Annotated in this window: 19 protein-coding genes and 2 pseudogenes; 13 read left to right on the forward strand and 8 right to left on the reverse strand. The window is 75.0% G+C overall.

Annotated features, from left to right (window positions below; genetic code table 11):
* A pseudogene (locus tag OMK64_RS20935) lies at nucleotides 1-126 on the forward strand (response regulator transcription factor); the annotation flags it as partial.
* A gap of 48 nt (nucleotides 127-174) precedes the next feature.
* Here OMK64_RS20935 and OMK64_RS21230 read toward each other — a convergent pair.
* Nucleotides 175-1,383: pseudogene (locus tag OMK64_RS21230) on the reverse strand (sensor histidine kinase); the annotation flags it as partial.
* A gap of 187 nt (nucleotides 1,384-1,570) precedes the next feature.
* On the opposite strand from OMK64_RS21230, the gene OMK64_RS17020 reads away from it, so the two are divergent.
* Together OMK64_RS17020 and OMK64_RS17025 are read left to right on the forward strand one after the other, a co-directional pair.
* Nucleotides 1,571-2,263 (forward strand): response regulator transcription factor, encoded by a 693-nt coding sequence (locus tag OMK64_RS17020; protein ID WP_272729547.1) that lies wholly within the window; start codon nucleotides 1,571-1,573, stop codon nucleotides 2,261-2,263.
* A gap of 3 nt (nucleotides 2,264-2,266) precedes the next feature.
* The gene (locus OMK64_RS17025; RefSeq protein WP_272729548.1) at nucleotides 2,267-3,589 is read left to right on the forward strand and encodes a sensor histidine kinase; all 1,323 of its coding nucleotides are present in this window, start codon (nucleotides 2,267-2,269) and stop codon (nucleotides 3,587-3,589) included.
* Between the two features lie 47 nt (nucleotides 3,590-3,636).
* Here the strand turns inward: OMK64_RS17025 and OMK64_RS20945 are convergent, their stop codons facing one another.
* Nucleotides 3,637-4,146, reverse strand: coding sequence for a GtrA family protein (locus tag OMK64_RS20945; protein ID WP_272729549.1), 510 nt, complete (start codon nucleotides 4,144-4,146; stop codon nucleotides 3,637-3,639).
* A 152-nt stretch (nucleotides 4,147-4,298) separates the two neighbouring features.
* On the opposite strand from OMK64_RS20945, the gene OMK64_RS17035 reads away from it, so the two are divergent.
* The 3 genes from OMK64_RS17035 (at nucleotide 4,299) to OMK64_RS17045 (ending at nucleotide 7,415) form a co-directional block, all read left to right on the forward strand.
* Nucleotides 4,299-5,459 (forward strand): 5-(carboxyamino)imidazole ribonucleotide synthase, encoded by a 1,161-nt coding sequence (locus OMK64_RS17035; RefSeq protein WP_272729550.1) that lies wholly within the window; start codon nucleotides 4,299-4,301, stop codon nucleotides 5,457-5,459.
* A gap of 85 nt (nucleotides 5,460-5,544) precedes the next feature.
* The gene (purE, locus tag OMK64_RS17040; protein WP_272729565.1) at nucleotides 5,545-6,054 is read left to right on the forward strand and encodes a 5-(carboxyamino)imidazole ribonucleotide mutase; all 510 of its coding nucleotides are present in this window, start codon (nucleotides 5,545-5,547) and stop codon (nucleotides 6,052-6,054) included.
* Between the two features lie 107 nt (nucleotides 6,055-6,161).
* Nucleotides 6,162-7,415: an acyltransferase family protein gene (locus OMK64_RS17045; RefSeq protein WP_272729551.1), complete on the forward strand. Its 1,254-nt coding sequence runs from the start codon at nucleotides 6,162-6,164 to the stop codon at nucleotides 7,413-7,415.
* A gap of 25 nt (nucleotides 7,416-7,440) precedes the next feature.
* On the opposite strand, the gene OMK64_RS17050 is transcribed toward OMK64_RS17045, so the two are convergent.
* Nucleotides 7,441-8,358: an LCP family protein gene (locus OMK64_RS17050; RefSeq protein WP_272729552.1), complete on the reverse strand. Its 918-nt coding sequence runs from the start codon at nucleotides 8,356-8,358 to the stop codon at nucleotides 7,441-7,443.
* 374 nt (nucleotides 8,359-8,732) lie between these two features.
* Nucleotides 8,733-9,992, reverse strand: a complete 1,260-nt coding sequence (locus tag OMK64_RS17055; protein WP_272729553.1) for an LCP family protein — start codon at nucleotides 9,990-9,992, stop codon at nucleotides 8,733-8,735.
* Nucleotides 9,993-10,212: 220 nt separating this feature from the next.
* Between OMK64_RS17055 and OMK64_RS17060 the strand changes: the two genes are divergently transcribed.
* Nucleotides 10,213-12,222 (forward strand): hypothetical protein, encoded by a 2,010-nt coding sequence (locus OMK64_RS17060; RefSeq protein ID WP_272729554.1) that lies wholly within the window; start codon nucleotides 10,213-10,215, stop codon nucleotides 12,220-12,222.
* A gap of 64 nt (nucleotides 12,223-12,286) precedes the next feature.
* Here OMK64_RS17060 and rfbB read toward each other — a convergent pair whose 3' ends face one another.
* From rfbB to OMK64_RS17075, 3 genes are read right to left on the reverse strand one after another with little or no spacing between them, the layout of a single operon-like run.
* Nucleotides 12,287-13,282, reverse strand: a complete 996-nt coding sequence (rfbB, locus tag OMK64_RS17065; protein WP_272729555.1) for a dTDP-glucose 4,6-dehydratase — start codon at nucleotides 13,280-13,282, stop codon at nucleotides 12,287-12,289.
* 36 nt (nucleotides 13,283-13,318) lie between these two features.
* A complete protein-coding gene (locus OMK64_RS17070) occupies nucleotides 13,319-14,275 on the reverse strand; it encodes an NAD-dependent epimerase/dehydratase family protein (protein ID WP_272729556.1) in 957 nt (318 codons plus the stop codon).
* Nucleotides 14,272-15,285, reverse strand: a complete 1,014-nt coding sequence (locus OMK64_RS17075; protein ID WP_272729557.1) for a glycosyltransferase — start codon at nucleotides 15,283-15,285, stop codon at nucleotides 14,272-14,274. The genes OMK64_RS17070 and OMK64_RS17075 overlap by 4 nt, the downstream gene beginning before the upstream one ends.
* 86 nt (nucleotides 15,286-15,371) lie before the next feature.
* Between OMK64_RS17075 and OMK64_RS17080 the strand changes: the two genes are divergently transcribed.
* Entirely contained in the window at nucleotides 15,372-15,911 is a 540-nt protein-coding gene (locus OMK64_RS17080) for a GtrA family protein (protein ID WP_272729558.1), read from the forward strand.
* Nucleotides 15,908-16,747 (forward strand): glycosyltransferase family 2 protein, encoded by an 840-nt coding sequence (locus OMK64_RS17085; RefSeq protein ID WP_272729559.1) that lies wholly within the window; start codon nucleotides 15,908-15,910, stop codon nucleotides 16,745-16,747. Before OMK64_RS17080 ends, OMK64_RS17085 begins: the two co-directional genes overlap by 4 nt.
* Nucleotides 16,748-16,852: 105 nt before the next feature.
* Here OMK64_RS17085 and rfbD read toward each other — a convergent pair whose 3' ends face one another.
* Nucleotides 16,853-17,701 carry a dTDP-4-dehydrorhamnose reductase gene (gene rfbD, locus OMK64_RS17090; RefSeq protein ID WP_272729560.1) on the reverse strand — a complete coding sequence of 283 codons (849 nt, stop codon included), beginning with the start codon at nucleotides 17,699-17,701 and terminating at the stop codon, nucleotides 16,853-16,855.
* 63 nt (nucleotides 17,702-17,764) lie between these two features.
* On the opposite strand from rfbD, the gene OMK64_RS17095 reads away from it, so the two are divergent.
* From OMK64_RS17095 to OMK64_RS17110, 4 genes are all read left to right on the forward strand, one after another.
* On the forward strand, nucleotides 17,765-18,376 hold the full coding sequence (locus OMK64_RS17095; RefSeq protein WP_272729561.1) for a dTDP-4-dehydrorhamnose 3,5-epimerase family protein: 612 nt from the start codon (nucleotides 17,765-17,767) through the stop codon (nucleotides 18,374-18,376).
* A 51-nt stretch (nucleotides 18,377-18,427) separates the two neighbouring features.
* On the forward strand, nucleotides 18,428-21,796 hold the full coding sequence (locus tag OMK64_RS17100) for a peptidoglycan recognition protein family protein (protein ID WP_272729562.1): 3,369 nt from the start codon (nucleotides 18,428-18,430) through the stop codon (nucleotides 21,794-21,796).
* A gap of 71 nt (nucleotides 21,797-21,867) precedes the next feature.
* Nucleotides 21,868-24,168 (forward strand): DUF6311 domain-containing protein, encoded by a 2,301-nt coding sequence (locus tag OMK64_RS17105; RefSeq protein ID WP_272729563.1) that lies wholly within the window; start codon nucleotides 21,868-21,870, stop codon nucleotides 24,166-24,168.
* Nucleotides 24,169-24,287: 119 nt separating this feature from the next.
* Nucleotides 24,288-26,169: hypothetical protein (locus tag OMK64_RS17110; protein WP_272729564.1), on the forward strand; the 1,882-nt coding region annotated here is incomplete at its 3' end.

Consider the following 26,169-nt stretch of genomic DNA (forward strand, 5'->3'; position numbering starts at 1 on the left):
CGCGAGCGCGAGGTCCTCGTGCTGATGGCGAAGGGGCGCTCGAACACCGAGATCGGGCAGGACCTGTTCGTCGCCGAGGCGACCGTCAAGACGCACGTCGGGCGGATCCTCGCCAAGCTCGGCGCGCACACGGTAGCCGCCGCCGGGGCGCGGGCCGGCGGTCACGGTGCCGCCGAACAGCGCGGCCCGCTCGCGCATGCCGAGCAGCCCGTGGCCGAGCCCGTCGGAGCCGGCGGACGCGCCGCGGCCGTCGTCGGAGACCTCGAGGGCGAGCGCGTCGGGACGCCACGACATCACGACGGTGACCGCCGGGTCGGGGCCCGCGTGCTTGAGCACGTTGGTGAGGGCCTCCTGCGTGATGCGGAACGCCGTCAGCCTGACGCCGGGCGGCAGGTGACGGGGCGTCCCGGTCCGCACGAGCGACACGCGCAGCCCGCTCGCGCGCACCTGCTCGACGAGGTGCGGCACGTCCTCGACGGACGGCTGCGGCGTCACGGCGGGTCCCGGAGGCGGCGGTGCGGTGGCTCCGCCACCGGCGGGAGACGTCGGGACGAGCGCCGCGCCGGTCCCGGCCGGTGGCGGGACGACCGGGATGCTCCCCGTGGGCGTCGGCGGGCCCTCGCGGAGCACCCCGAGCAGGCGGCGCATGTCGGTGAGCGCCGCGCGCCCGGTCTCGCCGATCGTGCCGAGCGCGCGCGTCGCGGCCGCGGGGTCGGCGCTCGCGGCGTACCGGCCGCCGTCGGCCTGCGCGATCATCACGGTGAGCGAGTGGGCGACGATGTCGTGCATCTCGCGCGCGATACGGGCGCGCTCGGCCGCGGTCGCGATCTGGGCCTGCTGGTCGCGCTCGCGCTCGAGCTGGGCTGCGCGGTCGACCAGCGCCTCGAGCGTCTCGCGACGGGAGCGGCGGGCGAGGCCGAACGCCCACACGGCGGCGGCGACGGACCACACGAAGATCGTCGTGGCGATCGCCGACGGCGGGTTCCACCAGGTGACGAGCGTGACCGGCAGCAGGACGCCGCCGACGAGCGCGCCGACCATCGCGACGCGGTGCGCCCAGCGGGGACCGTGCACGGTGACCGAGTAGAGCGCGACGAGCACCGCGAAGTCGGCCGGGATCATGAGCGGCGTGACGAACAGCATCTGCAGCAGCGCGACCGTGTAGACCGTCGCGGCCGACGCCGCGGGCCGGACGCGTCGCCAGGCGAGCGGCGCGATGAGGAGGAAGGCCACGAGCAGGTCGGGCACCCCGCGCGCCGACGAGCCGTCGAGGAAGTTGACGTTGAGCGTGAGGCCGATCAGCAGCACGAAGAGGGTGCCGACCAGGTCGACGACGAACCGGTGGGAGTCCTCCCAGCGCAGCACCCGGTCCCACCAGCTCACGTGACGAGCCTAGGCGGGCCACCGCCGTGCGTCGTGCACCCGCGGTCGGACCCGGCCGGCCAGCGGCGCGACCGCGGGGGGACCCGGCGGTCGGCGGCGTGCTCCCGGGGGCGCGCACGCTGCCGACCTCGACCGACATCGCGTGGGCACTGGCGGACCAGACCGTCCCGTGACCTAGCATGGGGCGATGACCCAGGTGCTGCTGGCGGAGGACGATCCCGCGATTGCCGAGCCTTTGGCCCGCGCCCTCGGGCGTGAAGGTTACGACGTGCGCGTGCAAGGCACGGGTCAAGGTGCGATCGACGGCGCCTCGTCCGCGGACCTCGTCGTCCTCGACCTCGGCCTGCCCGACATGGACGGGCTCGACGTCGCGCGCGCGATCCGGAACCAGGGCCTCACGACGCCGGTCCTCGTGCTCACCGCGCGCGCCGACGAGGTCGACCTGGTCGTGGGCCTCGACGCGGGCGCCGACGACTACGTGACCAAGCCCTTCCGGCTCGCGGAGCTGCTCGCCCGCGTGCGCGCGCTCCTGCGACGGAGCGTGGGCGACCCCGCCGACGAGGACGAGGTCCACGCGCAGAACGTGCGCGTCGACGTCGCGGCGCACCGCGCGTTCCAGGGCGAGCGCGAGCTGCACCTCACCGCGAAGGAGTTCGACCTGCTGCGGGTGCTCGTCGCGGCGGCGGGCACGGTGGTGGCGCGCGAGACGCTCATGCGCGAGGTCTGGGGCTCCGACCCGACGGGCTCGACCAAGACGCTCGACATGCACGTCTCGTGGCTGCGCCGCAAGCTCGGCGACGACGCGGGCGCCCCGCGCTACGTCACGACGGTGCGCGGCATGGGCTTCCGGTTCGAGACGGGCGCCGGCGAGCGGGCCTGACGCGTGCGCCGTCGCGTCCTCCAGGCGACGATCGCGGCGGTCACCGTCGCGGTCGTCCTGCTCGGCTTCCCGCTCGCGTTCCTCGGCGCGCAGCTCGTCCGCGAGAACGAGCTGCGCCGGCTCGAGGTGCGGCTCGAGTCGGCCGCGGAGACGGTCGACTTCCGCGCGAACTCCGGGATCGCGTACACCGACCGCATGCTCGAGCCGGCGGCGGGCCGCGTCGACGAGATCCCGGCGCACGTCGTCGTCCGCACGACCGACGGCGAGATCTACGAGGCAGGCGCCCCCGTCGAGGGGCGCGCCCTCACGCTCCAGACGACGACGGACGCGCAGGCGGTCGTCGTGCTGTCGGTGTCCTTCTGGGACGTCTTCTGGGTGAGCGCGCGCGTCATCGCGCTCGTCGTGGTGGCGGCGGTGGTCGCGTTCGCGGCGGGCATCGCGATGGCGATCTGGCAGGCGAACCGGCTCGCGGCACCGCTCGTGTACCTCGCTGCGTCCGCCGAGCAGCTCGGGTCGGGGCAGGTGCGACCGCGCCTCGAGCCGTCCGGGGTCGAGGAGATCGACCTCGTCGCGGCCGAGCTCGCCCGGTCCGCGGACCGCATGGCGGGACGGCTCGCGGCCGAGCGCCAGTTCGCGTCGGACGCGTCCCACCAGCTGCGCACGCCTCTGACGGCGCTGTCGATGCGGCTCGAGGAGATCATGCTCGCGACCGACGACGCGCAGGTCCGCGAGGAGGCCCGCATCTCGCTCGAGCAGGTCGAGCGGCTCGTGCGCGTCGTGGACGACCTGCTCACGAGCTCGCGGCGCGCCCAGGGCGGGACGACGGAGGCCGTGCCGCTCGTCGACGTCGTGCACCAGCAGGAGGAGGAGTGGGCCCCGACGTTCGAGGCGGCGGGCCGTCGCCTGGTCGTCGAGGTCGACCCGCAGACCCAGGTGCTCGCGACGCCGGGCGCGCTCGCGCAGGTGCTCGCGACGCTCATCGAGAACTCCCTCAAGCACGGAGCGGGCACCACGACGGTACGGTCGCGCACGGGCGGGCCGTCGGGCGCGGTCGTGGTCGAGGTGGCCGACGAGGGCGCGGGCGTCCCCGACGAGCTCGCGGGTCGGATCTTCGAGCGCGAGGTCACGTCCGGCGCGGGCACGGGCCTCGGTCTCGCGCTCGCGCGCGACCTCGCGAGCGCCGACGGCGGCCGTCTCGAGCTCGCGCAGCGCCGCCCGGCGGTGTTCGCGCTGTTCCTCTCGGGCGTCCCGGCCTCGCTCCGGCCCGACGTCGTCCTCCCGCTCGGTGCCGTCGTCTCGGCCCGACCCGACCGTCGGCGGCGCTGACCCCGCGCCGACCCGACGCCGACCCGGCGACGGACGGCCGTGCGCCCTCAGGCGGACGTGCGGTGCGCGGTGAACACCCAGCGCTTGTAGCCGACGTACCGCAGGACCGTCCCGACGGCGATGCCGATGACGGTGGCGACGTTGTCCGCGACCGGCGTGTCCAGCCGGAGCACGTAGTGCGAGAACGCGAGCGTCAGGACGGGGACGGCCGCGCCCACCAGGTTGATCGCCCCGTACACGACGAGCTCGCGGCCGTGCCGCTGGGTGCGGTGCGACGCGAACGTCCAGTAGCGGTTGCCGAGCCACGAGACGACCGTCGCGAGCGCCATGGAGACGATCTTCGCGGTGATCGGCTTCTCCTCGAGGACCCCGCCGGGACCGAACCGCAGCAGGTTGAAGACGCCGATGTCCACGACGAACGCGACGCCGCCGACGGACAGGAACCGGGCGATCTCGAGACCGCGCGCCCGGAGCGCCGCGAGGAGGAGGGCCGGCTGCGGCCGCGTGCGGGACGTCCGCGGGACGTCCGTGAGGCGGCGCTCGTCGGTGGCACTCACGTGGTGGTCTCCTCGCGCTGGGCTGCCGCGAGGATAGCGGGAGCACCTGGGAACGGGCAGTGAGAGGCCCGGGTGCGGGGCCGGTGAAGCGATTCGGGGCGGCGATGGACGCGGCACGGTGGCCGGTCGCCGCTCGGTTAGGCTCGTCGGCCGTGGCAGCTCCTGTGGTGGCGGTGGTCGGCGGCGGTCAGCTCGCACGGATGATGGCGCCCGCGGCGACGGCGCTCGGCGTCCACCTGCGGGTCCTCGTGGAGGACGCGTCGTCGTCGGCGGCGCAGGTCGTCGTCGACGCACCCGTCGGGGCGGCGTCGGACGCGGCGGCGATCGAGGGGATCGTCGACGGCGCGACCGCGTTGACGTTCGAGCACGAGCACGTCCCGAACGACCTGCTCGAGCGGCTGGCCGACGCGGGTGTCGCGGTGCGGCCGGCGGCCGGCGCGCTGCGCCACGCGCAGGACAAGGCCGTCATGCGGCGCCGTCTGACCGAGCTCGGGGTGCCCTGCCCGCGCTGGGCGCCCGTCGCCGACGCCGCGGAGCTCGGCGACTTCCTCGCGGCGAACGGCGACCAGGCGGTCGTCAAGACCACGCGCGGCGGCTACGACGGCAAGGGTGTGCGGGTCGTCCGGTCGCCCGACGAGGCCGCCGACTGGCTCGCGGCCGCCGCCGACGGCACGGGCGTGCCCCTGATCGCCGAGGAGAAGGTGCCGTTCACGCGCGAGCTCGCGGTCCTCGTGGCGCGGCGGCCGAGCGGCGAGGTCCGGACGTGGCCCGTGGTCGAGTCCGTGCAGCGCGACGGCGTGTGCGCCGAGGTCGTGGCGCCCGCACCCGACCTGCACCCCGCGACCCGCGACCAGGCCCTCGACGTCGCGGTGCGCGTCGCCGAGGGGCTCGACGTCGTGGGCGTGCTCGCGGTCGAGCTGTTCGAGGTCGCCGGGCACGACGGCGCCCCGACGGTGCTCGTCAACGAGCTCGCGATGCGTCCGCACAACTCGGGCCACTGGACGATCGACGGTGCGGTCACCAGCCAGTTCGAGCAGCACCTGCGCGCCGTCCTCGACCTGCCGCTGGGCGACACGTCGGCCCGCGCGCCGTGGACGGTGATGGCCAACGTGCTCGGGAGCGCGCTCGACGAGCTGACCGACGCGCTCGACGCCGTGGCCGCGGCGGACCCGCAGGCGAAGGTCCACCTGTACGGCAAGCAGGTCCGCCCGGGCCGCAAGCTCGGGCACGTGAACGTCAGCGGCGACGACCTCGACGAGGTGCGCCGCCGCGCCCGTGACGCCGCCGCGCTCCTGCGCGGCGACCAGTCCTGACGACCCACCCCTCGTCCCGGCGCGCGCCGCGGACCGCACGGACGGAGACACCGTGACCACGACGCAGCCCCTGGTCGGGATCGTGATGGGCTCGGACTCGGACTGGCCTGTCATGGAGGCCGCCGCGCTCGCGCTCGACGAGTTCGGCGTGCCCTACGAGGTCGACGTGGTGTCGGCCCACCGTCAGCCCGACAAGATGGTCGACTACGGCCGGACGGCCGCCGCGCGCGGCCTGCGCGTGGTCGTCGCGGGCGCCGGGGGAGCGGCCCACCTGCCGGGCATGCTCGCGTCGGTGACGACGCTGCCGGTCGTCGGCGTCCCGGTGCCGCTCGCGCACCTCGACGGCCTCGACTCGCTGCTGTCCATCGTCCAGATGCCCGCGGGCGTGCCCGTCGCGACCGTGTCGGTCGGCGGCGCGCGCAACGCGGGGCTGCTCGCGGTGCGCATCCTCGCGGCCGGCGCCGACGACGACGCGGCACGGCTGCGCGACGCGATGGCACGGTTCCAGGACGGCCTGCGTGCCCAGGCGGACGCCAAGGGCGAGCGGCTGCGGGCGCGTGCCGCCGGGCGACCGGCGACCGGCTTCTCCGCCTGAGCCCTCGCGGACGCGTGCCGGGGGCCTCGTGAAGGCCCCGTGCACGACGCGTCGTCCAGGCCTTCTCGACGCGCGAGGTCGGCGGGAGCATGCCTACCGTCGAGGCGATGACCTCCGTCCCCTCCGTCGACGACCGCACCCTCGCCGACCGCCCCGCACCCCGCACAGCAGCGCCCGCGACCCTCGCCGACCGGACCGACGCCCCGACCACGGTCGGCCGTGACGCACCGCCGAGCGCGTCCCCGCCCCGGCTCATGGTGCTCGACGGGCTGCGGTTCCTCGCCGCGGCGGCGGTCGTCGCGTACCACCTCGCGGGCCGGCAGACGTCGGCCTGGGGGCCGGACCAGGTCGAACGCCTCGGCGACGTCCCCCGGTGGACGTCGTACGGCTCGCTCGGGCCGGAGCTGTTCTTCGTCATCAGCGGGTTCGTCGTGCTGCTGACCGCCTGGGGCCGTCCGACGGCCCGGCTGGTCGCGTCACGCCTGGCACGCCTGTACCCGGCGTACTGGGCGGGCGTGCTCCTCACCGGCGGGCTGCTGCTCGTGCTGTGGCCCGAGGGCAAGGACGTCACGCCCGCGCAGGTGCTGGTCAACCTCACGATGGTCCAGCCCGCGCTCGGCGTCCCGCACGTCGACGGGGTCTACTGGACGCTCTGGGCGGAGCTGCGCTTCTACCTGCTGGTCGGCGTCCTGTCGCTCGTCGGGCTGACCCGCCGCCGGGTGCTCGCGGTCGCGCTGGTGTGGCCGTGGCTCGCGCAGCTCGCGCTCCACAACGGGCTCACGGGCCTGGCGACCGCGCTCGTCGCGGACTACGCGTCGCTGTTCGCGGCGGGCATGGCGCTCTACGTGCTGCACCGTGACGGGCACCGGCTCGACGCCTGGCTCGTGGTCGCGACGAACACGGTCCTCGCGGTGCTGCTCGTCGTGCCGTCCCGCGCCGCCGTCCTCGCCCGGACGACCGGCTACGAGCCGTCGGAGCTCCTGCTCGGCGCCGGCGTCGTCGTGTGCGTCGCGCTGGTCGCGTGTGCCGTCCTCACCCCGCTCGCACGCGCCCGTGCCACGTGGTGCGTCACGCTCGGCGCGCTGACGTACCCGGTGTACCTCGTGCACGACTACTGGGGCCTGTACGTCGTCCACCTCACGGCGCCGCACGTGCCCACGGCCGTCGCGCTCGCGCTCGCGGTCGGAGCCGCGCTCGCGCTCGCGTGGCTGGTCCACCGGTGCGTCGAGCTGCCGTGCGGTCCGCGGGTGCGCCGGTGGTCCGAGCAGGCGCTCGTGCGGGCGCGCGCCGTGGTGCTCGACCGCGTCAACCGCGGTCCGCGTCTGGTCCGCGGCCTCGACGAGGTCCGCGTCCCCGGCTGACGCCGGACAACCCGACGCGTGGCCGTCAGGCGCCGGGGACGCCGCCCACCGCACCCGGCGGCAGCGAGCCGTCGCGGATCGCGGCGAAGAACGTGGGCGCCTGGTCCGGGTCCAGCAGGACCGTCGACCCGACGTCGCCCGGGCGGTAGTCCAGGTCGGCGATCGGCGGGGTGCCCGTGATGCCCTCGCTGCCCGTGGCGGCACGGAACGCGAGCGCGAGGCGCGCCATGTCGACGATGCCCGACCCGTCGTCGACGGTCAGCGCACCCGTCCCGGCGTCGACCAGCTCGACCTGCTGGCCGGGGTGCCACACGAGCGACGACGGCTGGACCTTCGCCATGACGGCGCTGACCAGCTGGCGCTGCCGCTCGGCGCGGCCCACGTCGCCCTTGGGGTCGGCCTTGCGCATGCGCGCGAACGCGAGCGCCTCGGTGCCGCCCACGTCGTGGCACCCGGCGGTCCACACCATGCCCGAGTCGGGGTCGTTCACGTCGGCGTCGTGGCACAGGTGCACGCCGCCGACCGCGTTGACGACGTTCCCGACGCCCGCCATGCCGATCTCGGCGTAGTGGTCGACCGTCAGGCCGGTCAGGCCCTCCACCGTGCGGACCAGCAACGGCGCCTGCCCCCAGGCGAACGCCGCGTTGAGCTTCGACGGCCCGTGCTCGGGGATGTCGACGTAGGTGTCGCGCGGGAGGGAGATGAGGGCCGTCGGGCCGTGCTCCGGGACGTGCAGCAGCAGGATCGTGTCGGTCCGCGCGCCCTCGGTGCCGTCGGCGGCGATCCCGCCGTCCGCGCGCGAGTCGGAGCCCGTGAGCAGGTAGGTCGTGCCCGGGGTGTCCGCCGCGCCGGACAGCGCCGCGGTGTGCTGCACCTTGCCGTTCGCCCAGACGACGAGTCCGACGGGCCACGCCAGCAGGAGGGCCAGCACGACGACCGCCACGAGCAGCGCTCGCCGGCCGCGACGGCCCGTGCGCCCCGTCGTCGGGCACGACGCGACCCACCGACGTCGACCGCGGTGCCGGCACCCCGGTCGGGCGGGCCGCCGTGGGCGCCACGGCCGCGGGTGCGGCGTCCGCGGGGGCGTCGGACGTGCCGCGCCCTGCCGCGGGGCGGCCGGTCACGGCGGCAGCGCCGCGCGGTGGGGTCGCGGGTGCCGACGCACGCCCGGCGGCCGACGCGGGTGCGTCCCCCGTGCCGACGACGATCGCGTCCTCGTCGCCGCCCTCCGCCGGGCGGCGCGGCGGTGACGTGGGCGTGAAGGTCGGGGGCCGGCGCTGGTCGCCCCGAGGCGAGCTCGTCATGTCGACGCCGCCGTCACCCGCACACCGCCGTGGTGTCCGTCGCGGAGAAGGCCTCGCGGCCCGCGGCCTTGGTCGGCTCCGGCGTGGGGGTCGTCGGAGCGGCGTTCTGCGGCGGCGTCGAGGCGCCGGGCGCCGGGGTGGTGGGCGTGGCGGGGGCGGTCGTCGTGGTCGGGGCCGGCTCCTGCTCGCCCAGGGCCGGGAGGTCCTGCGCGACGTTCTCCCACAGGTCGTCCGCGGCGCTCGTCCACTCGACGCGGTTCGGGTCGCTCGCCGCGGGCGCCCACGGGACGGTCATGAAGGTGATGTTGCTCGGGTTGATCGACCGCAGGTTGTACGCGAGCCCCGTCATCGAGGGCAGGGACAGGTCGGAGTCGGTGGTGAGCGAGCTCGTCGCCGCGTCGAGGAACGACACGAGCTGCGGGACGTCCGTCAGGACGTTCTTGGAGAGCACCTCCTGCACCATCGCGGCGATGAGGCGCTGCTGGTTGCCGATGCGGTTCGTGTCCGAGCCGTCGCCGACGCCCTTGCCCTTGCGCGCCCGCGCGAACGCGAGCGCCGTGGGGCCGTCGAGCACCTGGTTGCCGGCCTCGAGGTACAGCCCGGCGTCCTTCGACGTCATCGCGTTCGGGATGCAGATCTGGACGCCGCCGATCGCGTCGATCATCGACTGGAAGCCCGCGAAGTCGACGACGACGAAGTGGTGGATCGGGACGCCCGTGTTCTCCTGCACCGTCCGGATCGTGCAGGCCGCGGCCGACGCCATGTCGCCACCCATGTCCCAGCCCGTCGCGAACGCCTGGTTGAACATGCCGTGGGTCGCGCGCGACGTCTTGCCGTTGGACATCTGGCACGACGGGATGTCGACGAGCGAGTCGCGGGGGATCGACACCGCCTCGACGCGCTGCCGGTCCGCGGAGATGTGGACGAGGATCGTGGTGTCCGACCGCATTCCCTCGACCTTGCCGCCGATCTGCCCGTTCACGCCGTCGCGCTGGTCCGAGCCGAGGACGAGGATGTTGACCGGGGTCCCCGCGCTCGGGTCGTCCGGGTCGGGTGTCGTGGAGGGCGTCGGCTCGGGACCGACGAGCCCCGAGACGTCGACGCGGTCGACGTTGCCCTGCAGCTTCGTGAACGTCGCCGCCGCCCCGGCCGCGCCGAACGCGAGCAGGCCGACGGTCGCGAGAGCGACGCCCCGCAGCGTGCGGTGCGTGTGCAGCCGCCGGGCGTGCCGGGCGGCACGCGGGCGCATGACAGCAGCGTGGCGGGAGGTCACGGCACCGATCTTAGGTTCCTGACCTCGCCGTGGAGGGCAACCCACGCAGAGACGCCGTGGAGGATCTGTGAGGACATCGACCCTCGCTGCGGCAGGCGGGTGAACCCTCCGGCAGGGCCGGGAAGGTAGTCTGCGGGCCGTGCGCGGGCGGTACGCGCACCCCGCGTACCTCGGACCCGCGGCGGTCGAGCCCGGCCGCGCGCCCCGGAAGGACAGACCATTGCCCAGGCGACTTCGCGCTGCTCTGGCGGCGGCGGCCGTGCTCGTCGGTGCCCTCTGCCACCTCGTCCTCCAGGCGGGGATGATGCGCTCCTGGCCCGGTTGGAACCTGTCCTACTTCCGCAACTACTACTGGGGCGACCAGCTCGCCTACCTGTCGATCGCGACGAACGTCGCGGAGGGTGAGTCGTGGACGGCGGAGCCGTACACGATCACCGGCGCCAACTACTACCCGCGCGCCTGGTACGTGCTGCTCGGGTACGCCGCGCGGCTGACCTCGACCAGCACGGCGACCATGTGGACGGTGGGCGGCCTCGCGGCCCAGGTGGTGCTCGTGTGCGCGATCGGTGTCACGTGCGTGCTGCTCACGCGTCGCTGGTGGACGGGCGTCCTCGGCTTCGTCCCGATGCTCCTGGGCACGGGCGCGTGGATGCTCAGCTCGGGCACGTCGTGGATGACGCTCCTCGAGTCGCACGCCGTGCTGTGGGGGCCGTTCGCGGTGCTCTTCACGCTGAACGGCGAGACCGTCGCGCTGTCGCTCGGCACGAGCGCGCTCCTGCTCCTGCTGCTCGTGGCGGCCGGTCGCGTGCCGCGTCGTCTCGTGTGGCCCGCGGTGGTCGTGGCGTGCGTGGTGGTCGGCCTGCTCGCGAACATCCAGACGTACTCGTTCCTGGTGGTCACCTACGTCCTCGCCACCGGCACCGCAGCCGTCGGCCTGGTCCGGGCGCGCGCGGTGCGGGCAGGGATCGTCACCGCGGGGCTCGTCGTCGTCGTGCTGCTCGCCGGGCCGCTCGTCGCGGACGTCGCCGGGCAGCTCGCGGTCGTCGTCTTCGGCATGCTGCCCACGGTCCCCGGCCTGCTCCTCGTCGGTCGTGCGACGCGCTGGCGCGCGGTCTGGGGGCTGGTCGCGCTGGCGGTCGCAGCGTCGCCGCAGGTCCTGGCCACCGCCGGGGGGCTCGTCCAGGACGACCCGTTCCTCGTCTACCGCGAGGCCTCGTCGACGGACCTCGGCGTCCCCCTCGGCACCGGGCTCTTCGCCGCGCTGGGCGTCCTCCCGGCGCTCGCGGTGATCACCGTGGCGGGCATCCGGCGGCGTCGCGTGCTGTGGGCCGCCCTGCCCCCCGCGCTCGCGCTGCTCTGGGCGTACCTCGCCTCGAACGACCACTGGGGCGCGAACCAGGAGCCCTACCGGTTCTGGCTCGACAGCCTCGTCGTCATCAGCGCGCTCACGCTGCCGCTGCTCGCGTGGGTCGTGTCCGACGCGTTCTCGCGCGAGCCGGACCGGCTCGGCCCCGCGGACCGGCCGACCGCCGTCCCCGTGGGCGCGGGACGCACCGAGAGCCTCGCCACCGCGGACGCGGCAGCCGTGCACCGTCCCGCCGACGACGTGCCCGTCGACGACCCGGCCGACGACCGGGCCGACGAGGATCGCCGTGCCGGGGCGGGGGTCGGCGTGGCGGCCGGTGACGACGGCCTCGCGTCGCACGACGACGACGCCGCGTCCCGCGTGCCGGGCCCCGACACCTCGCCGTGGTCGGGCCGCTCGCGCGCCCTCGTCGGCGTGGCCACGGGCGCGTCCCTCGTCGTCGCGGGCGTGTGGAGCTACGACTTCACGCTGTTCCGCACGACGGTGACCGAGTGGGGCTACGTGCCGCTCACCGCCGAGCCGTACCAGGCCCAGGTCGACCTCGCGTCGCAGACCGACGGTGGCCTGGTGCTGCCCGACGGGTGCGTGAACCCCATGATCTTCAAGTCGACGTGGGGCGGCCCGGTCGCGTTCTACAACCTCGGTCTCGCGTGGCCGGACCACAAGGACGACCTGGACGTCGCGATCGCCGCGCGCACCGAGGGCGGGCTGGACGAGGAGGCTGCGCTGCGCGCCGGCATCCGGTGGCTGCTCGTCGACCCGGGGTGCGAGATCGACCTCACCGAGGGGACGGACGCCGTCCTCGTGGACCGCGCGACCTACGCGGGCGGCGGCGCCTGGGAGCTGTGGCGTCTGGGGGACTGACGTCCCCGACGCCCGGGGTGTGAGGCTCCGCCGCGGACGACGGAGCCTCACACCACGGCCGGCGTCAGCGGCCGAGCTGCGCGTACTTCGCCTCGGTCGCGTCCTTCTTGGGGCGCCACCACGACTCGTTCTCGCGGTACCACTGGACGGTGGCCTCGAGGCCGGCCCGGAGGTTCTCGTACTGCGGCGTCCAGCCGAGCTCCTCGCGCAGCTTCGTCGAGTCGATCGCGTAGCGCAGGTCGTGACCCGGCCGGTCGTTGACGAGGTCGTACGCGTCGGGGGACTGGCCCATGATCTCGAGGATCGCCTCGACGACGGTCTTGTTGTTCTCCTCGCCGTCGGCACCGATGAGGTACGTCTCGCCGAGGCGGCCGCGCTCGATGATCGCCCACACGGCGCTGTTGTGGTCGTCGACGTGGATCCAGTCGCGCACGTTCTCGCCCGTGCCGTACAGCTTGGGCCGCACGCCGTCGATGACGTTCGTGATCTGGCGCGGGATGAACTTCTCGACGTGCTGGTACGGCCCGTAGTTGTTCGAGCAGTTCGAGATCGTCGCGCGCACGCCGAAGCTGCGAGCCCAGGCGCGCACGAGCAGGTCGGACGACGCCTTCGTCGACGAGTACGGGCTCGACGGGTTGTACGGCGTGTCCGGCGTGAACTTCGCCGGGTCGTCGAGCTCGAGGTCGCCGTAGACCTCGTCGGTCGAGATGTGGTGGTAGCGCACGTCGTAGCGCCGCACCGCCTCGAGCAGCTGGTACGTGCCGATGACGTTCGTCCGCACGAACGGCCACGGGTCGTGCAGCGAGTTGTCGTTGTGCGACTCGGCGGCGAAGTGGACGACGACGTCCACGTCCCGCACGAGCGAGTCGACGACGTCGGGGTCGGCGATGTCGCCCTTCGCGAAGACCACGCGCCCGTCCACCGGGTCCAGGCTGCGCTCGTCGCCCGCGTACGTCAGGGCGTCGAGCACCGTGATCTGGACGTCGGGCCGCTCGCGGACGGTCTGGTGGACGAAGTTGGAGCCGATGAAGCCGGCTCCGCCGGTGACGAGCAGGTGCACGACGAGAACCTCCGGTCGGGGCGGGAACGCTGGAGTCTACCGAGCGGCGGCCCGGCCGGTGAACGAGCCGAGCTGGCCGCGCAGGCTCTCCGTCGTCGCGTGGATCCCGTGCACGAGCGTCGTCATCGAGCGCCGGTCGAGCTCCGGCCAGACGACCGAGCGCAGCCGCAGGTCCCGCGTCTGCTGCGCGGACAGGTTCGACGACGCCATGCGCACGAGCACGCGGTGGCCGAAGACGCGGCGGCACTCGCCGAGCAGGTGCGCGATCGAGGCGGCCTGCTGGGAGGCGATGATCTTGACGACGGGGGAGGGCGCCTCGTCGGGCGCGAGCCGGTCCACCCGGTCGAGCGCGTCGACCACGAGGGCCGCGCAGTCGTCGACGTACACGTAGTCGCGCAGGGTGTCGAGCGACACGTACACGCCGACGGGCTCGCGCAGCAGGTGCGAGAGGCACAGCCGGGACACCAGACCCTGGTTCTTGGACAGGTCCTGGCCGGGGCCGTAGAGGTTCGAGATCCGCCCGACGACCACGCGCACCTGCGGGCACAGCCGGGCGATCTCCGCCTCGGCGCGCAGCTTCGCGTGGCCGTAGCCGCCGAGCGGGCGGGGCTCGGAGCGCTCGGTGAACGGCGGCGCGTCGCTCCCGGCGTACACGGCGCCGGCCGACGACGCGAAGAACGCCGAGCGCGGGCGCGGGCCGTCGGGCGCGCTCAGGCGGTCGACGACGCGCGCGATCGTCGCCACCTCCGCGTCGAGCTGCGCCTGGTCGGCGCCGACCACGCCGGCGCCCGCACACCACGCGAGCGACCAGTCACCGCCGGTCTCCTGGTGCACGTCGGCGGCGGCCGACACGACCGCGGCGACCGCGGCGTCCGCGTCGTCCCACGGCACGCGGGCGCGTGCGACGGGGACCCGGCGCCGGCCCAGCTCGCGCACGACGGCGCCCCCCAGCAGGCCCCCGGCGCCGACGACGAGGACGCGCGCGGCGGTCACGGACGCGTCGGGCGTCGCCCGAGCGGACCCGCGTCGGGGTCGCTCACCATCAGGTACGCGGGCTTGCCCATCGCCATGTTCACCGCGACCCCGACGTACTCCGCGATGATCCCGAGAGAGAAGAGGATCGCGCCGCTCGTGAGCAGCAGCACGACGATCGTCGACGTCCACCCCGCGGGCAGCGAGTTGCCCGCGATGCGCATCACGGCGAGCGCGAGCGCGAAGACCGCGCCGACGACGGCGAGCGTCACGCCGAGGAAGCTCACGGTGCGCAGGCCGCGCGTGCCGCTCGAGAGCACCATGCGCCAGAAGTGGGACAGGAGGCGGCGCGTGGAGTACCCGGACTCGCGGCCGAGCTCCTGCCGCGAGCGCACCGGCGCGGTGCCCGCCTCACCCGCGACCCAGCCCAGCGCGACGTCGAGGTAGACGCCCGCACCCGCGAAGGCCGCGGTGCTGCGCGCGATCTCCCCGAGCACGAGCCGGTAGCTCTGGTACTTCGAGGTGTCGGTGCCGCCGAGCGCGATCTCGATGACGCGCTTCGCGCCCCGGGACGCGGCGTTGCGCAGCGCACCGTGCGGCGGCGGGTTGGTCGGCTGGGCGTACACGACGGCGACCTGCTCCGCCATCGCGACGTCGAGCAGGTCGCCGAGGTAGGCCGGGTCGTGCTGGCCGTCCTCGTCCATCGTGACGACCCAGTCGCCGCCGCTCGACGCCATCCCGGCGAGCGTCGCGGCGTGCTGCCCGTAGTTGCGGCTGAGCCAGAGCGTCCGCACCCAGGAGTACTTCTCGGCGAGCGTCCGCATGACGGTGGGGGAGTCGTCCGGGCCGTGGTCGTGGACCAGCAGGACCTCGGTGACGACGGCCCGGTGGCCCGCCGCGGTCGTGAACTCGTCGGTCCACGGCTCGAGCTCGGAGACGACCTCGCCCAGGGTCGTCGCGCCGCCGTAGACGGGGACGACGACGGAGATGCGGTGCGCGGGCGGGCTCGGCGGCTCCAGGGGGCTCGTCACGCAACGACTATAGTCGTGGGGCGTTCGACCGACGGACGCCTCCGCGACCGTGCGGAGAGGGCGCCGGACCGGGGGACGATCGCAGGGTGCAGGACAGCGAGAACCCCTCCCCGACGGCACCTCCCGCCGGCATGCAGGGAGAGCCGGGGCTGCTGTTCCGGATCGTCCGGGACCAGCGCGTCGCGTTCCTGATCGTCGGCGGCATCAACACCTTCCTCGGCACGGCGTGGTTCGTGCTGTTCCAGTCGCTCCTCGGTGACCGCCTCGGCAGCTACACGTACCTCGTCAGCCTGCTGTGCGCGCACGTCGCCGCGGTGCTCACCGCGTTCGTGCTCTACCGCCGGTTCGTGTTCCGGGTGCGCGGCCACGTGTGGGTCGACCTCGCGCGGTTCGAGCTCGTCAACCTCAGCGCGCTCGGCATCAACGCGCTCGCCCTGCCGTTCGTCGTCGAGGTGATCGGTCTCGCGCCCATCCCGGCGCAGCTCGCCGTCACGTGCGTGACCGCGCTCATCAGCTACTTCGGCCACCGCGACTTCTCCTTCCGCCGGTCGGCCCGCCCGGCCGTCGACGACGCGCCGCCGTCGTCCCCCACCACCGCCCAGCCCAACCCCGGAGGTGCACCGTGACGCCCACGGTCTCGGTCGTCGTGCCGGCCTACAACAACGCCGACTTCGTCGCCGAGACCGTCCGCTCGGTGCTGGCGCAGACGTACACCGACTTCGAGCTCGTCGTGGCCGACCACTCGTCGACCGACGGGACGTGGGACGTGCTGCAGCAGTTCGCCGACGACGACCGGGTGCGGCTCCTGCAGACGCCCGCGGGCGGCGGCGCCAAGCGCAACTGGGACGCCGTCAGCCAGGCGGCGCGCGGCGAGCTGGTCAAGCTCGTCTGCGGTGACGACGTGCTGTACCCGACGATGCTCGAGCGCCAGGTCGCGGCGTTCGGTGACGGCGTCGAGGTCGTCGCGTCCCGGCGCGACATCGTCGACGCGCACGGCCGTGTCCTGGTCAAGGGCCGCGGGCTCGGGCGGATGCGCGGGCCGCTGCCCGGCGGGGCGGCGCTGCGCGCGTCGGTCCTCGCGGGCGGCAACCTCTTCGGCGAGCCGATGTGCGTGATGATGCGGCGTTCGACGCTCGAGTCCGTGGGCTGGTGGGACGACCGCGAGCCGTACTACATCGACCTCGGCACCTACGCCCACGCGCTCGTGCGCGGCACGTTCGTGGCCGTCCCGGAGGTGCTCGCCGCGTTCCGCGTGAGCAGCACGCAGTGGAGCGTGCGGCTCACGGACGAGCAGAGCCGGCAGGCCGCGCGCTTCCACGCGCGGGTGCGCGCCGAGCACCCGGAGGTCGTGTCGAAGGCCGACGTCGCGGTGGGCGACGTCATGGCCACCGTCGCCGCGTGGCGTCGGCGCGCCGCCTACGCGTGGCTCGGCCGGCGCATGCAGGCACCCGCCCCGGCCTGACGACCGCGCGCCTGACGACCGCGGGCCGACGACCGCGGGCCTGCCGACCGCGCTCCCGCTGACCGCGGGCCTGCCGACCGCGACGTGCGCGCGGGGGCCGGACCGTCAGGCGAGCACCTGCGCGGCGGCCGCCTCCCAGCGCTCGCGCCAGTCGCCGATCGGCGACCGGCCGACCGCGGTCCACGCGTCGTGGCCGAGCACCGACCAGGCGGGGCGGACCGCGGCCCGTCCGGCGCCGTCGCTCGTCGACGGGCTCACGATCTCGGGGTCGAGGCCGCCCGCCGCGACCACGGCGCGCGCGAAGTCGAACCAGGACGCACGCCCGGAGGACGTCGCGTGGTAGGTGCCGGCCGGGACCCGGGCGAGCACGGCGCCGACCGCGAGCTCGGCGACGTCACGCGTCCACGTCGGCTGGCCGACCTGGTCGTCGACGACCGAGAGCGCCCCGCGCTCGCGCGCGAGCCGCAGGATCGTCCGCGGGAAGCACGGGCCGTGCGCGCCGTACAGCCACGCGGTGCGCAGCACGAGGTGCGAGGCGGGCAGCTCCGCCCGGACCGCCCACTCGCCCGCGAGCTTGGTGCGCCCGTACGCGGACAGCGGCGCGGGCGCCGCGTCCTCCGGGATGGGCGTCGGCGACGTCCCGGCGACTACGTAGTCCGTCGAGACGTGCACTAGGGTCGCGCCGTGGATCCGGGCCGCCCGCGCGACGTGGCCGGCCGCGAGCGCGTTGCTCGCGAACGCGTCGCTCTCGTGGGTCTCCGCGTCGTCGACGGCCGTCCAGGCGGCGCAGTTGACGACCACCTGGTGCCCGGCGGTCACGTCGAGCACCGCCTCCGGTTCGGTCAGGTCCACCAGGGCCCGGTCCGTCGGTGTGACGTCCTCCCCGCGGGATCGCAGGAGGTCCACCACGTCGGTCCCGAGCATGCCGGCAGCGCCGGTCACCAGCCATCGCACCCGCACAGAGTACGGCCCGCAGCCGCCAGCCCCGGCGGCCGACCAGCGCAGGAGGTCCTTCCCATGCACGTGACGCCGCTCGACATCGACGGCGCCTGGCTCGTGGAGCCGGTGCAGCACCGGGACGCGCGCGGCGTCTTCCTCGAGTCCTTCCGGGCGGACGTGCTGCAGGAGGTGACGGGCCGGCCGTTCCGGGTCGCGCAGGTGAACACCTCGGTGTCGGCGGCGGGGGTGCTGCGCGGGGTCCACTTCGCGGACGTGCCGCCGTCGCAGGCGAAGTACGTCACGTGCGTCGAGGGTGCGGTGCTCGACGTCGTGGTGGACATCCGGACGGGGTCGCCGACGTTCGGTCGTGCGACGACGGTGCTGCTCGACGCGCAGGACCGTCGCTCCGTCCTCATCTCGGAGGGCCTGGGCCACGCGTTCCTGTCGCTGCGCGACGACTCGGTCGTGAACTACCTGGTGACGGCGCCGTACGCGCCCGGGCGTGAGCACGGCGTGCACCCCCTGGACCCGGCGCTCGGGATCGCCTGGCCCGACCAGGACCTCGACGGGCGGCCGCTCGTGCCGTCGCTGTCCCCGAAGGACGCGGAGGCTCCGACCCTCGAGGAGGCGTGGGCCGCCGGCCTGCTGCCCACGTTCGCCGCGGTCCAGGAGTACGTCGCGTCCCTCTGACGCCCGGCGCGTCGGCTCCCGCGGGCGCGGTCCGCGGGTCATCCTGAGCGGATGCTGAAGCTCGCGCGCGCCGGTGCCCTGGCGACCGTCCTCGTCCTCGGCGCCGTCCCGGCGGGGACGCTGCCGGCTGCCGCCATCGCCTCCGTCGTGCCGGCGGGTGCCGCGACGGCCGGCGGTGCCGTCGCGGCACCGGCCGCCCCGACGGGCGTGACCGCCGCCCAGGACGACGTGACCGTCGAGGAGGTGCCGGTCGCGCTCGAGGGCGCCGCGCAGGACGCGCCGGCCTCGGGTGACGCGCCCACGGCCCCCACGACGGACGCGCCGACGACCTCCGCGACCGACGCGCCGACCGCCGCTGGCGACGCCTCCGTGCGGCGGGTCGTCGGCGAGGTCATCGAGGCCGACGACCCGTTCCAGACCCTCGGCCTCACCTGGGCGGAGGGGACGGCCCCGGCCGACCCGGCGCTCGAGGTGCGCACGCGGTCCGCCGACGGCTGGAGCGCGTGGGTGCCGCTCGACGTGACGGACGAGGCGCCCGACGCCGGGACGGTGGAGGACCGCCGCGCGCTGCGTGACGGGACCCCCTCGGTGTGGGTGGGGGACGCCGACGCGGTGCAGGTGGCGGTCGTCGCGCCCGCCGGGGAGCCTGCGGCGCTGCCCGAGGACCTGACGGTCTCGCTCATCGGCTCCGAGCTGCCGGAGGCGCCGGCCGCGGCGCTCGAGGGCGCGGGCGGTGGCGCGCCAGGTCGCGTCGGCAGCGCGGGCGGCGTGCGGACGGCGGCCGGCCCCGGACCGACGATCGTGACGCGCGCGCAGTGGGGCGCACGTGCGCAGGCGTGTGCGCCGGACGTCGCGAGCCGGGTCGTGGCCGCGGTCGTGCACCACACGGCCGACGGCGACTACGGCAGCGTCGAGCAGGCGATGCAGCAGCTGCGCAACGACCAGCGGTACCACATCGAGTCCCGCGGCTGGTGCGACCTCGGCTACAACTTCGTCGTCGACAAGTGGGGAAACATCTACGAGGGGCGGGCGAACTCGCTCACGCGTCCCGTGATCGGCGTCCACGCGGGCGGTTTCAACACCGCGACGGTCGGCATCGCGCTCCTCGGCGACTACTCGACGACGGGCCCGACGCCCGCCGCGCTCGACGCCGTCGCCCGCGTCGCGGCGTGGCGCCTCGCCGCCTACGGCGTCGACCCGCTCGGCACGCTCGACTACCTGACGCTCGGCGGCGAGAACTCCAAGTTCCCCGCGGGTACGACAGTGCGGCTGCCGTCGATCTTCGCGCACCGTGACGTCGGCACGACCGCGTGCCCCGGGAACGCGGGCTACGCCGCGATGGACACGATCCGCACGCTCACCCGCCAGCACTGGGCCGGCCACGGCTCGAGCGGGCTCGGCGTCAACCTCGCGAAGTCGCCCGACGACCCGAACGTCTACCTCGTCACCGACAGCCGCAAGTTCCGGATCACGGACGTCGACGTCCTCGCGTCGCTGTCCGTCCTGGGGCCGGTGGGCACCGTGGGCCGTGACCGGCTCGACCGCCTCGTGACGAGCCCCGAGATCGGGCGGTTCCTGCGCGACCGCTCGGGGGAGATCGACCTCGTCGACGGCGGACGGCTGTACCCGGTGAGCGACTGCGCCGAGCTCGCGGCGTGGGGGAGACGGTGCGACGAGCTGGCCGTCATGGCGCTCTCGGACCCGCTGATGTCGCTCTTCACGCGCGGGCCCGACCTGTCGAACGTGTACACGACGCCGAACGGTGCGCAGTTCGTCGTCAACGGCGACCGCCGGCACGAGATCGCGGACGCCGAGTCGCTCGCGGCGTCGTCGCTGCGCGCGACGGGCCCCGCGGTGTCGCTGTCGCCCGCGGTGGCGTCGTACCTCCCGCTCGGTGCTCCGCTCGTGCGGTCCGGGATCGTCGTGCAGTCGCGCGCCGACGGCTCCGGCGTGCTGCTCGACCGCACGCAGGGCCTGCGGATGTCGGCGGCCCTGGTGTCCGCGACGCGCATCGGCGCGACGCTGCCCCTGCGTCCCCTCGAGGCCGCGAGCCTCGCGCAGCTCCCGGTGCCGCGGGCAGACCTCGAGGGTGTCGTGCGCGCCCCCGACGGCCGCCGCGTCGCGCTCACGATGGGCGGCGCGGTCGTGCTGGCGTCGGGCCAGGTCCCGGCGGCGACGGGTGTCGACGTCGACGCCGCGCTCGTGTCGGCCCTGCGTCCCGCCGCGTCCGCCGAGCCGCTGTTCGTCCGGTCGCCGCAGGACGGTGCGCTGTTCGTCCTCGCGGGGTCGGTGCGCCGCCCCGTGCCGACGATGGACGTGGCGTACGCGCTCGCCGGGGGTGGGCAGCCCGTCGTCGCGGTGGTGCCCGCCGCCGCGCTCGCCGCGGTGCCCGTCGGTGCGCCGCTGCTCGCACCTGCGACCCTCGTCAAGGTGGCCGGCGCACCCGCGGTGTACGTCGTCGACGGGCTGAGCGGTCTGGTCCACCTCCCGAGCTTCGAGACGGCCCGCGCGGTCGGGCTGCCCACCGCGTTCACCGAGGTGGCGGCCGGCGACGTCGCCGGCTACGAGGTCGCGGCGCGTCCGCTCGGCACCGTCTGGCGCTGCAGCGGGACGGACCTCGTCGCGATCGACGGCCGGATGGCGCCGATCCCGGCGGGCGTCCTGCCCACGAGTGCTCCGGCGTCCGTCATGGACGCGCTCACGTGCGCGCGGGTGGCCCGCGGGGCCGCGTGGAACGGCCCGGTGTTCGTGCGGGCCGACGGGTCCGCGGCGCTGCACGTGCTCGCGGGCGGCCAGCGACGCCCGGTCCCCACGATGGACGTCGCGTACGCCGTCGCGGCGGGCTCGCGGGTGGTCGTGCAGGTCGTCGCGCCGAGCGCGCTCGACGCGGTCCCGGCGGGCTCGACGCTGCTCGCGCCGGCGTCGCTCGTCAAGGTCGCCGGCCGGCCCGAGGTCTACGTCGTCGACGGGCTCGCGGGGCTCGTGCACCTGCCCTCGTTCGACATGGCGCGCGCCACCGGGCTGCCGACGGCGTTCACCGAGGTCGCCTCGTCCCGCACCGCCGGCTACGCGGTCCGCCCGACGCCGCTCGGCATGCTGTGGCGCTGCGGCACGCAGGACCGCATGGCGCTCGACGGCGGCATGGTGGCCCTCCCGGCCGGCCCGGTCGCGGCGAACGGCGACCCGGCGACGCCCGTCGACCCGCTGACGTGCGCGCACGTCGCGCGCGGCGGCACGTTCACGGGACCCGTGCTCGTGCGGTCCGTCGAGTCGGCGGCGCTGTACCACCTCGTCGACGGCACGCGGCGGCCGGTGCGCTCGATGGACCGTGCGTACGCGCTGGCCGCGGGGTCGCGGTTCGTCGTCTCGACCGTCCCGCAGTCGCGGCTCGAGGCCCTCCCGCTGGGGCCCGACGCCTGACCGTACGGGGCGCTGAGCCGGGCCCGGTACGCTCACACCTGCTCGTCGCCGACCCTGCTGGAGTGCTTGCCGTGCCTACCGTCTCTCACGTCGAGGTCCGCGGACCCCAGGGCGACGGTCCCGGCGCGACGGCGGAGACGGCGGCACCGTCCGCGGGGCGCGCGCGCTGGAGCCGGTGGACCGGGCCGCGAACGCGCGACGTCGTCGCGTACGTCGCGGCGGTGCTCGGTGCCCTGCTGGGGGCGGCGTGGGCGCTGCGGCTGTGGGCGGCGGACCTCCACGTGCCGTTCACGTACTGGGGTGACGCCGTCGCGGTGTCGGCGCACGTCAAGACAGTGCTGGAGACGGGCTGGTACGAGTACCAGCCGCTGCTGGGCGCGCCGGCCGGGCAGCGCTACCACGACTACCCGACGGCGGACAACGCGCACCTCGCGATCATGCGGGTCCTCGGGGCGCTCGTCGGCGGGGACTGGGCGGTCACGCTCAACACGTACTACGTGCTCGGCTTCCCGCTCGCGGCGCTCACGGCCATGGTCTTCCTGCGCAAGGTCGGGGTGACCCGCGTGCTGTCCGTCATGGCGGCCGTGCTCTTCGCGCTCGCGCCCTACCACCTGTTCCGCGGCGAGGCCCACCTGTGGCTCGCGTCGTACTACCCGGTGCCGCTCGGCCTGCTCCTCGTGCTGCGGGTCGTGCGCGGCGAGCCGCTCTGGGGCCCGCGGGACGGGGACGGTCCCGCCTGGCGGCGCTGGCTGCTCGGTCCCGCCGCGGCGACGACGGGCATCGCGGTGCTGCTCGGGTCGGCGCAGTCCTACTACACGGCGTTCACGCTCGTGCTGCTCGGCGTGGCGGGCGTCGCCGCGTGGGTGCACCGCCGGTCGTGGCGACGGCTCGTCGGGGCCGCGGCCGCCGGTGTCGCGCTCGTCGTGGTCGTAGTGCTCAACATGCTGCCCGACATCCTCTGGGCGCGGCAGCACGGGTCGAACGCCGCGGCGTTCGTGCGCGCCGCCCCCGAGGCGGAGATCTACGCGCTCAAGCTGACCTCGCTGCTCCTGCCCGTGCCCAACCACCCGGTGCCGCTGCTCGCCGACGTGCGCGCCCACTACGACGGGTCGTACCCGCTCGGTGGTGAGCAGCCCGCGCTCGGCGTCGTCGGGGCGGTGGGGCTCGTGCTGCTGCTCGCCGCCGCCGTCCTGCACCTGCTGCGCCCGGCGGAGAGCCGGGTCGCGCTCACCGGTCCGGCGCGCGCCGGCGTCGAGCTCGCCGGGCTCGCGGTCGTGTCGCTGCTGTTCGCGAGCGTCGGCGGCTTCTCGTCGCTCATCTCCTTCCTCACGCCCGCGATCCGCGGCTGGAACCGCATGTCGATCGTGCTCGCGCTGCTGTCGCTCGCGGCGGTCGGCCTCGCGCTCGACGCGGGCCGTCGACGCCTCGAGCGGCGCAACGCCCTCGTCGCCACGGGGGCCGCGGTGGTCGTCGCCGGTGTGCTCGTCGTGGGCGGCGTGTACGACCAGACGTCGACCGTGTACCGGCCCGACCACGCGTCGGTGCAGGCCGCGTTCGCGGCCGACGAGGCGTGGGTCGGCGAGGTCGAGGACCTCGTGGGGGAGGGCGCGATGGTCGCCCAGCTGCCCTACATGGCGTTCCCGGAGTCGCCCGCCGTCAACGGCGTCTTCGACGCCGACCGCCTGCGGCCCTACCTGCACTCGGAGACGCTGCGCTGGACCGCGGGCGGCGTCAAGGGCCGGGCCACGGCCGACTGGTCCAGCCTGCTCGACCCGGCGGACGCGCCCGCGACGTCGGTCGCGCTGGCCGCGTCCGACGCGGCGGCCGTCGTGATCGACCGGGCGGCCCTCGGCCCCGAGGCGGACGCGGTGTCGCAGACGTGGCGCAGCACCGTGGGCGAGCCCGCGGTGCAGGGCGTGGACGGGCGGTTCGAGGTCTACGACCTGCGTCCGCTGCGCGCGGAGCTGATCGCGCGGGACGGCCAGGAGGAGGTCGACGCGGCCGCCGAGCGCGTGGTGACGCCCACCATGGCGTACCCCGGCGAGGGCGTCGACGTGCACCTCACGGGCGAGTCCGACGTGACCTGGATCGCCGCCGACGGCGTCCTGCCGGTCGTGCTCGACAACGCGCGCGACACGACCGCGCGGGTGCGTGCGACGTTCGCGGTCCCCGCGACGGGAGCGCCCGTCGTGCTCGCGTGGCCCGACGGCACGCGGGAGACGCTCGCGCCGGGCTCCGCCGTGACGACGACGCTGGAGGTCGAGCCCGGGCGCACGACCGTGACCGCCACCGCGGACGGGGCACCGGCCGCGCTCACCAAGGTCACCGTGTCGGTCGTCGACCGGCCGGTCCTCGAGCCGCCGACGCGCTGAGGCGTTCACCCGGACGGGCGACGCGCGCACGCGTCGGTCGACGGCGCGCGGGGGTCCGCAGGCTACTGTTCGCCGGGGGCGGCGCGACCGCGCGCCCGCAGGCGACGAGGGAGTTCCGGATGCGCAGGGCGTCGTTGTTCGTGGCGGCCGTGTGCGCCGCGGCGATGGTCGTGACGGGCCTCGTCGCCGTCGAGAGCGCCACGCCCGCGCAGGCGGCGACCGCGTCCGACTTCACGGCCGGCAACATCATCAGCGACGCCCTGTTCTTCGACGGCGGCGCGATGGGGGCCGGCGACGTCCAGGCGTTCCTCGACGCGAAGCGCCCGACGTGCACGCCCGGGTACACGTGCCTGAAGAGCTACACGACCGCGACCACGGACCAGCCGGCCGAGGCCGGGCTGTGCAGCGCCTACACGGGACGCGCGTCGGAGACCGCGGCGCAGGTCATCGCCAACGTCGGCGCCGCGTGCGGCATCAGCCAGCGCGTCCTGCTCGTCCTGCTCCAGAAGGAGCAGGGCCTCGTGACCGCGACCGCGCCGACGGACGCCCGCTACCGGACGGCGACCGGGTTCGCGTGCCCGGACACCGCGCCCTGCGACGCGCAGTACTACGGCTTCTTCAACCAGGTCTACCGCGCGGCCCGCCAGTTCAAGCGGTACGCCGCGAACCCGGCCAGCTACAGCTACCGCGCCGGCCGCGTCAACGCGGTGCGCTTCCACCCGAACACGGCGTGCGGCTCGGGGCAGGTGTACATCGAGAACCAGGCGACGGCCGGGCTGTACATCTACACGCCGTACCAGCCCAACGCGAGCGCCCTCGGCTCCCTGTACGGGACCGGCGACTCCTGCGCCTCGTACGGCAACCGCAACTTCTGGCGCGACTACACGGACTGGTTCGGCTCGACGCAGTTCGGCGCGAACCTGGTCCGCTCCGCCGGTGACCCCGCGGTCTACCTGCTGACGGCGACCGCCAAGCACCACGTGCAGGACGGGACGATCCTCGACTCGCTCAACGTGCTGGGCGGCGTCGCCTACGTGGCGCAGTCGGTGCTCGACATGCGCCCCACGGGGGCACCGCTCGGGCGTTTCTTCCGCGGCCGCGACGGCAGCATCTGGCTGTTCGACAAGGGCTGGCGGTTCCACGTCACGGACTGCGCCATGCTCACCGACTGGGGACGCGACTGCGGCGAGTTCGGCTCGATGACGCTCGCCGACAGCCAGCTCGGCAAGTTCGTCGACGGGGGCGACCTGTCCACGAGCTACACGACGGCCGAGGGCTCCTGGTTCTACGTGCGCGCCGGCGTGCGCCACGAGGTCTTCGACGCCGGGTCGCTCGCGCTCGCGCCCGTCGCCCCGACCACCCCGACGATCCACCTGCGCGACGCGGCCGGGGCCGCGCTGGGCATCGGCGCGCCGCTCGTGCGGACGGGCGCCGTCGTGCGCGGGCCGGCCGGTGACGGGCGCGTCGTCGACGGCGGCCGCAACCTCGCCGTGAGCGCCGCGCTGCTCACCGGGACCCGCCTCACGAGCACGCTCGCGACGCGCTCGCTCGACCCGCGCAGCGTCGCCGCGATGCCGGCGGCCGCCGGCACGGTCTCGTCGGTCGTGGTCGGTCCGGACGGCACCCGCTACGGGTTCACCGACCGGGGTACGGTGCGGATCGACGCACGGTTCCCCGCGTCCGTGACGGGGCCGCAGGTCTCCGCCGAGCTGGTCACGGCCCTCGCGCCGCAGACGCCGGCCGGACCCGTGTTCGTGCGGTCGACGACGGCGGGCGACCTGTTCCTGGCCGAGGGTGGCAAGCGGCGTGCGGTGTCGAGCATGGACACGGTGTACGCGCTGGCCGCGGGTGGTCCGGTGACGGTCGTGCAGGTCGAGCAGGCGGCGCTGGACGCGATCCCGCTGGGTGGTCCGGTGCTGACGCCGGGCCGGGTGGTGAAGTCGGCGGCCGGGCCGGACCTGTTCCTGGTGGACGGGACGAGCACGCTGCGGCACGTGGTGT

This window comes from Cellulomonas fimi (genome assembly GCF_028527925.1).
Lineage (GTDB): Bacteria > Actinomycetota > Actinomycetes > Actinomycetales > Cellulomonadaceae > Cellulomonas > Cellulomonas fimi_C.

Coding starts and splice junctions, on each gene's coding strand:
- OMK64_RS17020 (WP_272729547.1), top strand. CDS start 1,571: ATGACCCAGGTGCTGCTGGCGGAGGACGATCCCGCGATTGCCGAGCCT.
- purE (WP_272729565.1), top strand. CDS start 5,545: ATGGGCTCGGACTCGGACTGGCCTGTCATGGAGGCCGCCGCGCTCGCG.
- OMK64_RS17045 (WP_272729551.1), top strand. CDS start 6,162: ATGACCTCCGTCCCCTCCGTCGACGACCGCACCCTCGCCGACCGCCCC.
- OMK64_RS17095 (WP_272729561.1), top strand. CDS start 17,765: ATGCACGTGACGCCGCTCGACATCGACGGCGCCTGGCTCGTGGAGCCG.
- OMK64_RS17100 (WP_272729562.1), top strand. CDS start 18,428: ATGCTGAAGCTCGCGCGCGCCGGTGCCCTGGCGACCGTCCTCGTCCTC.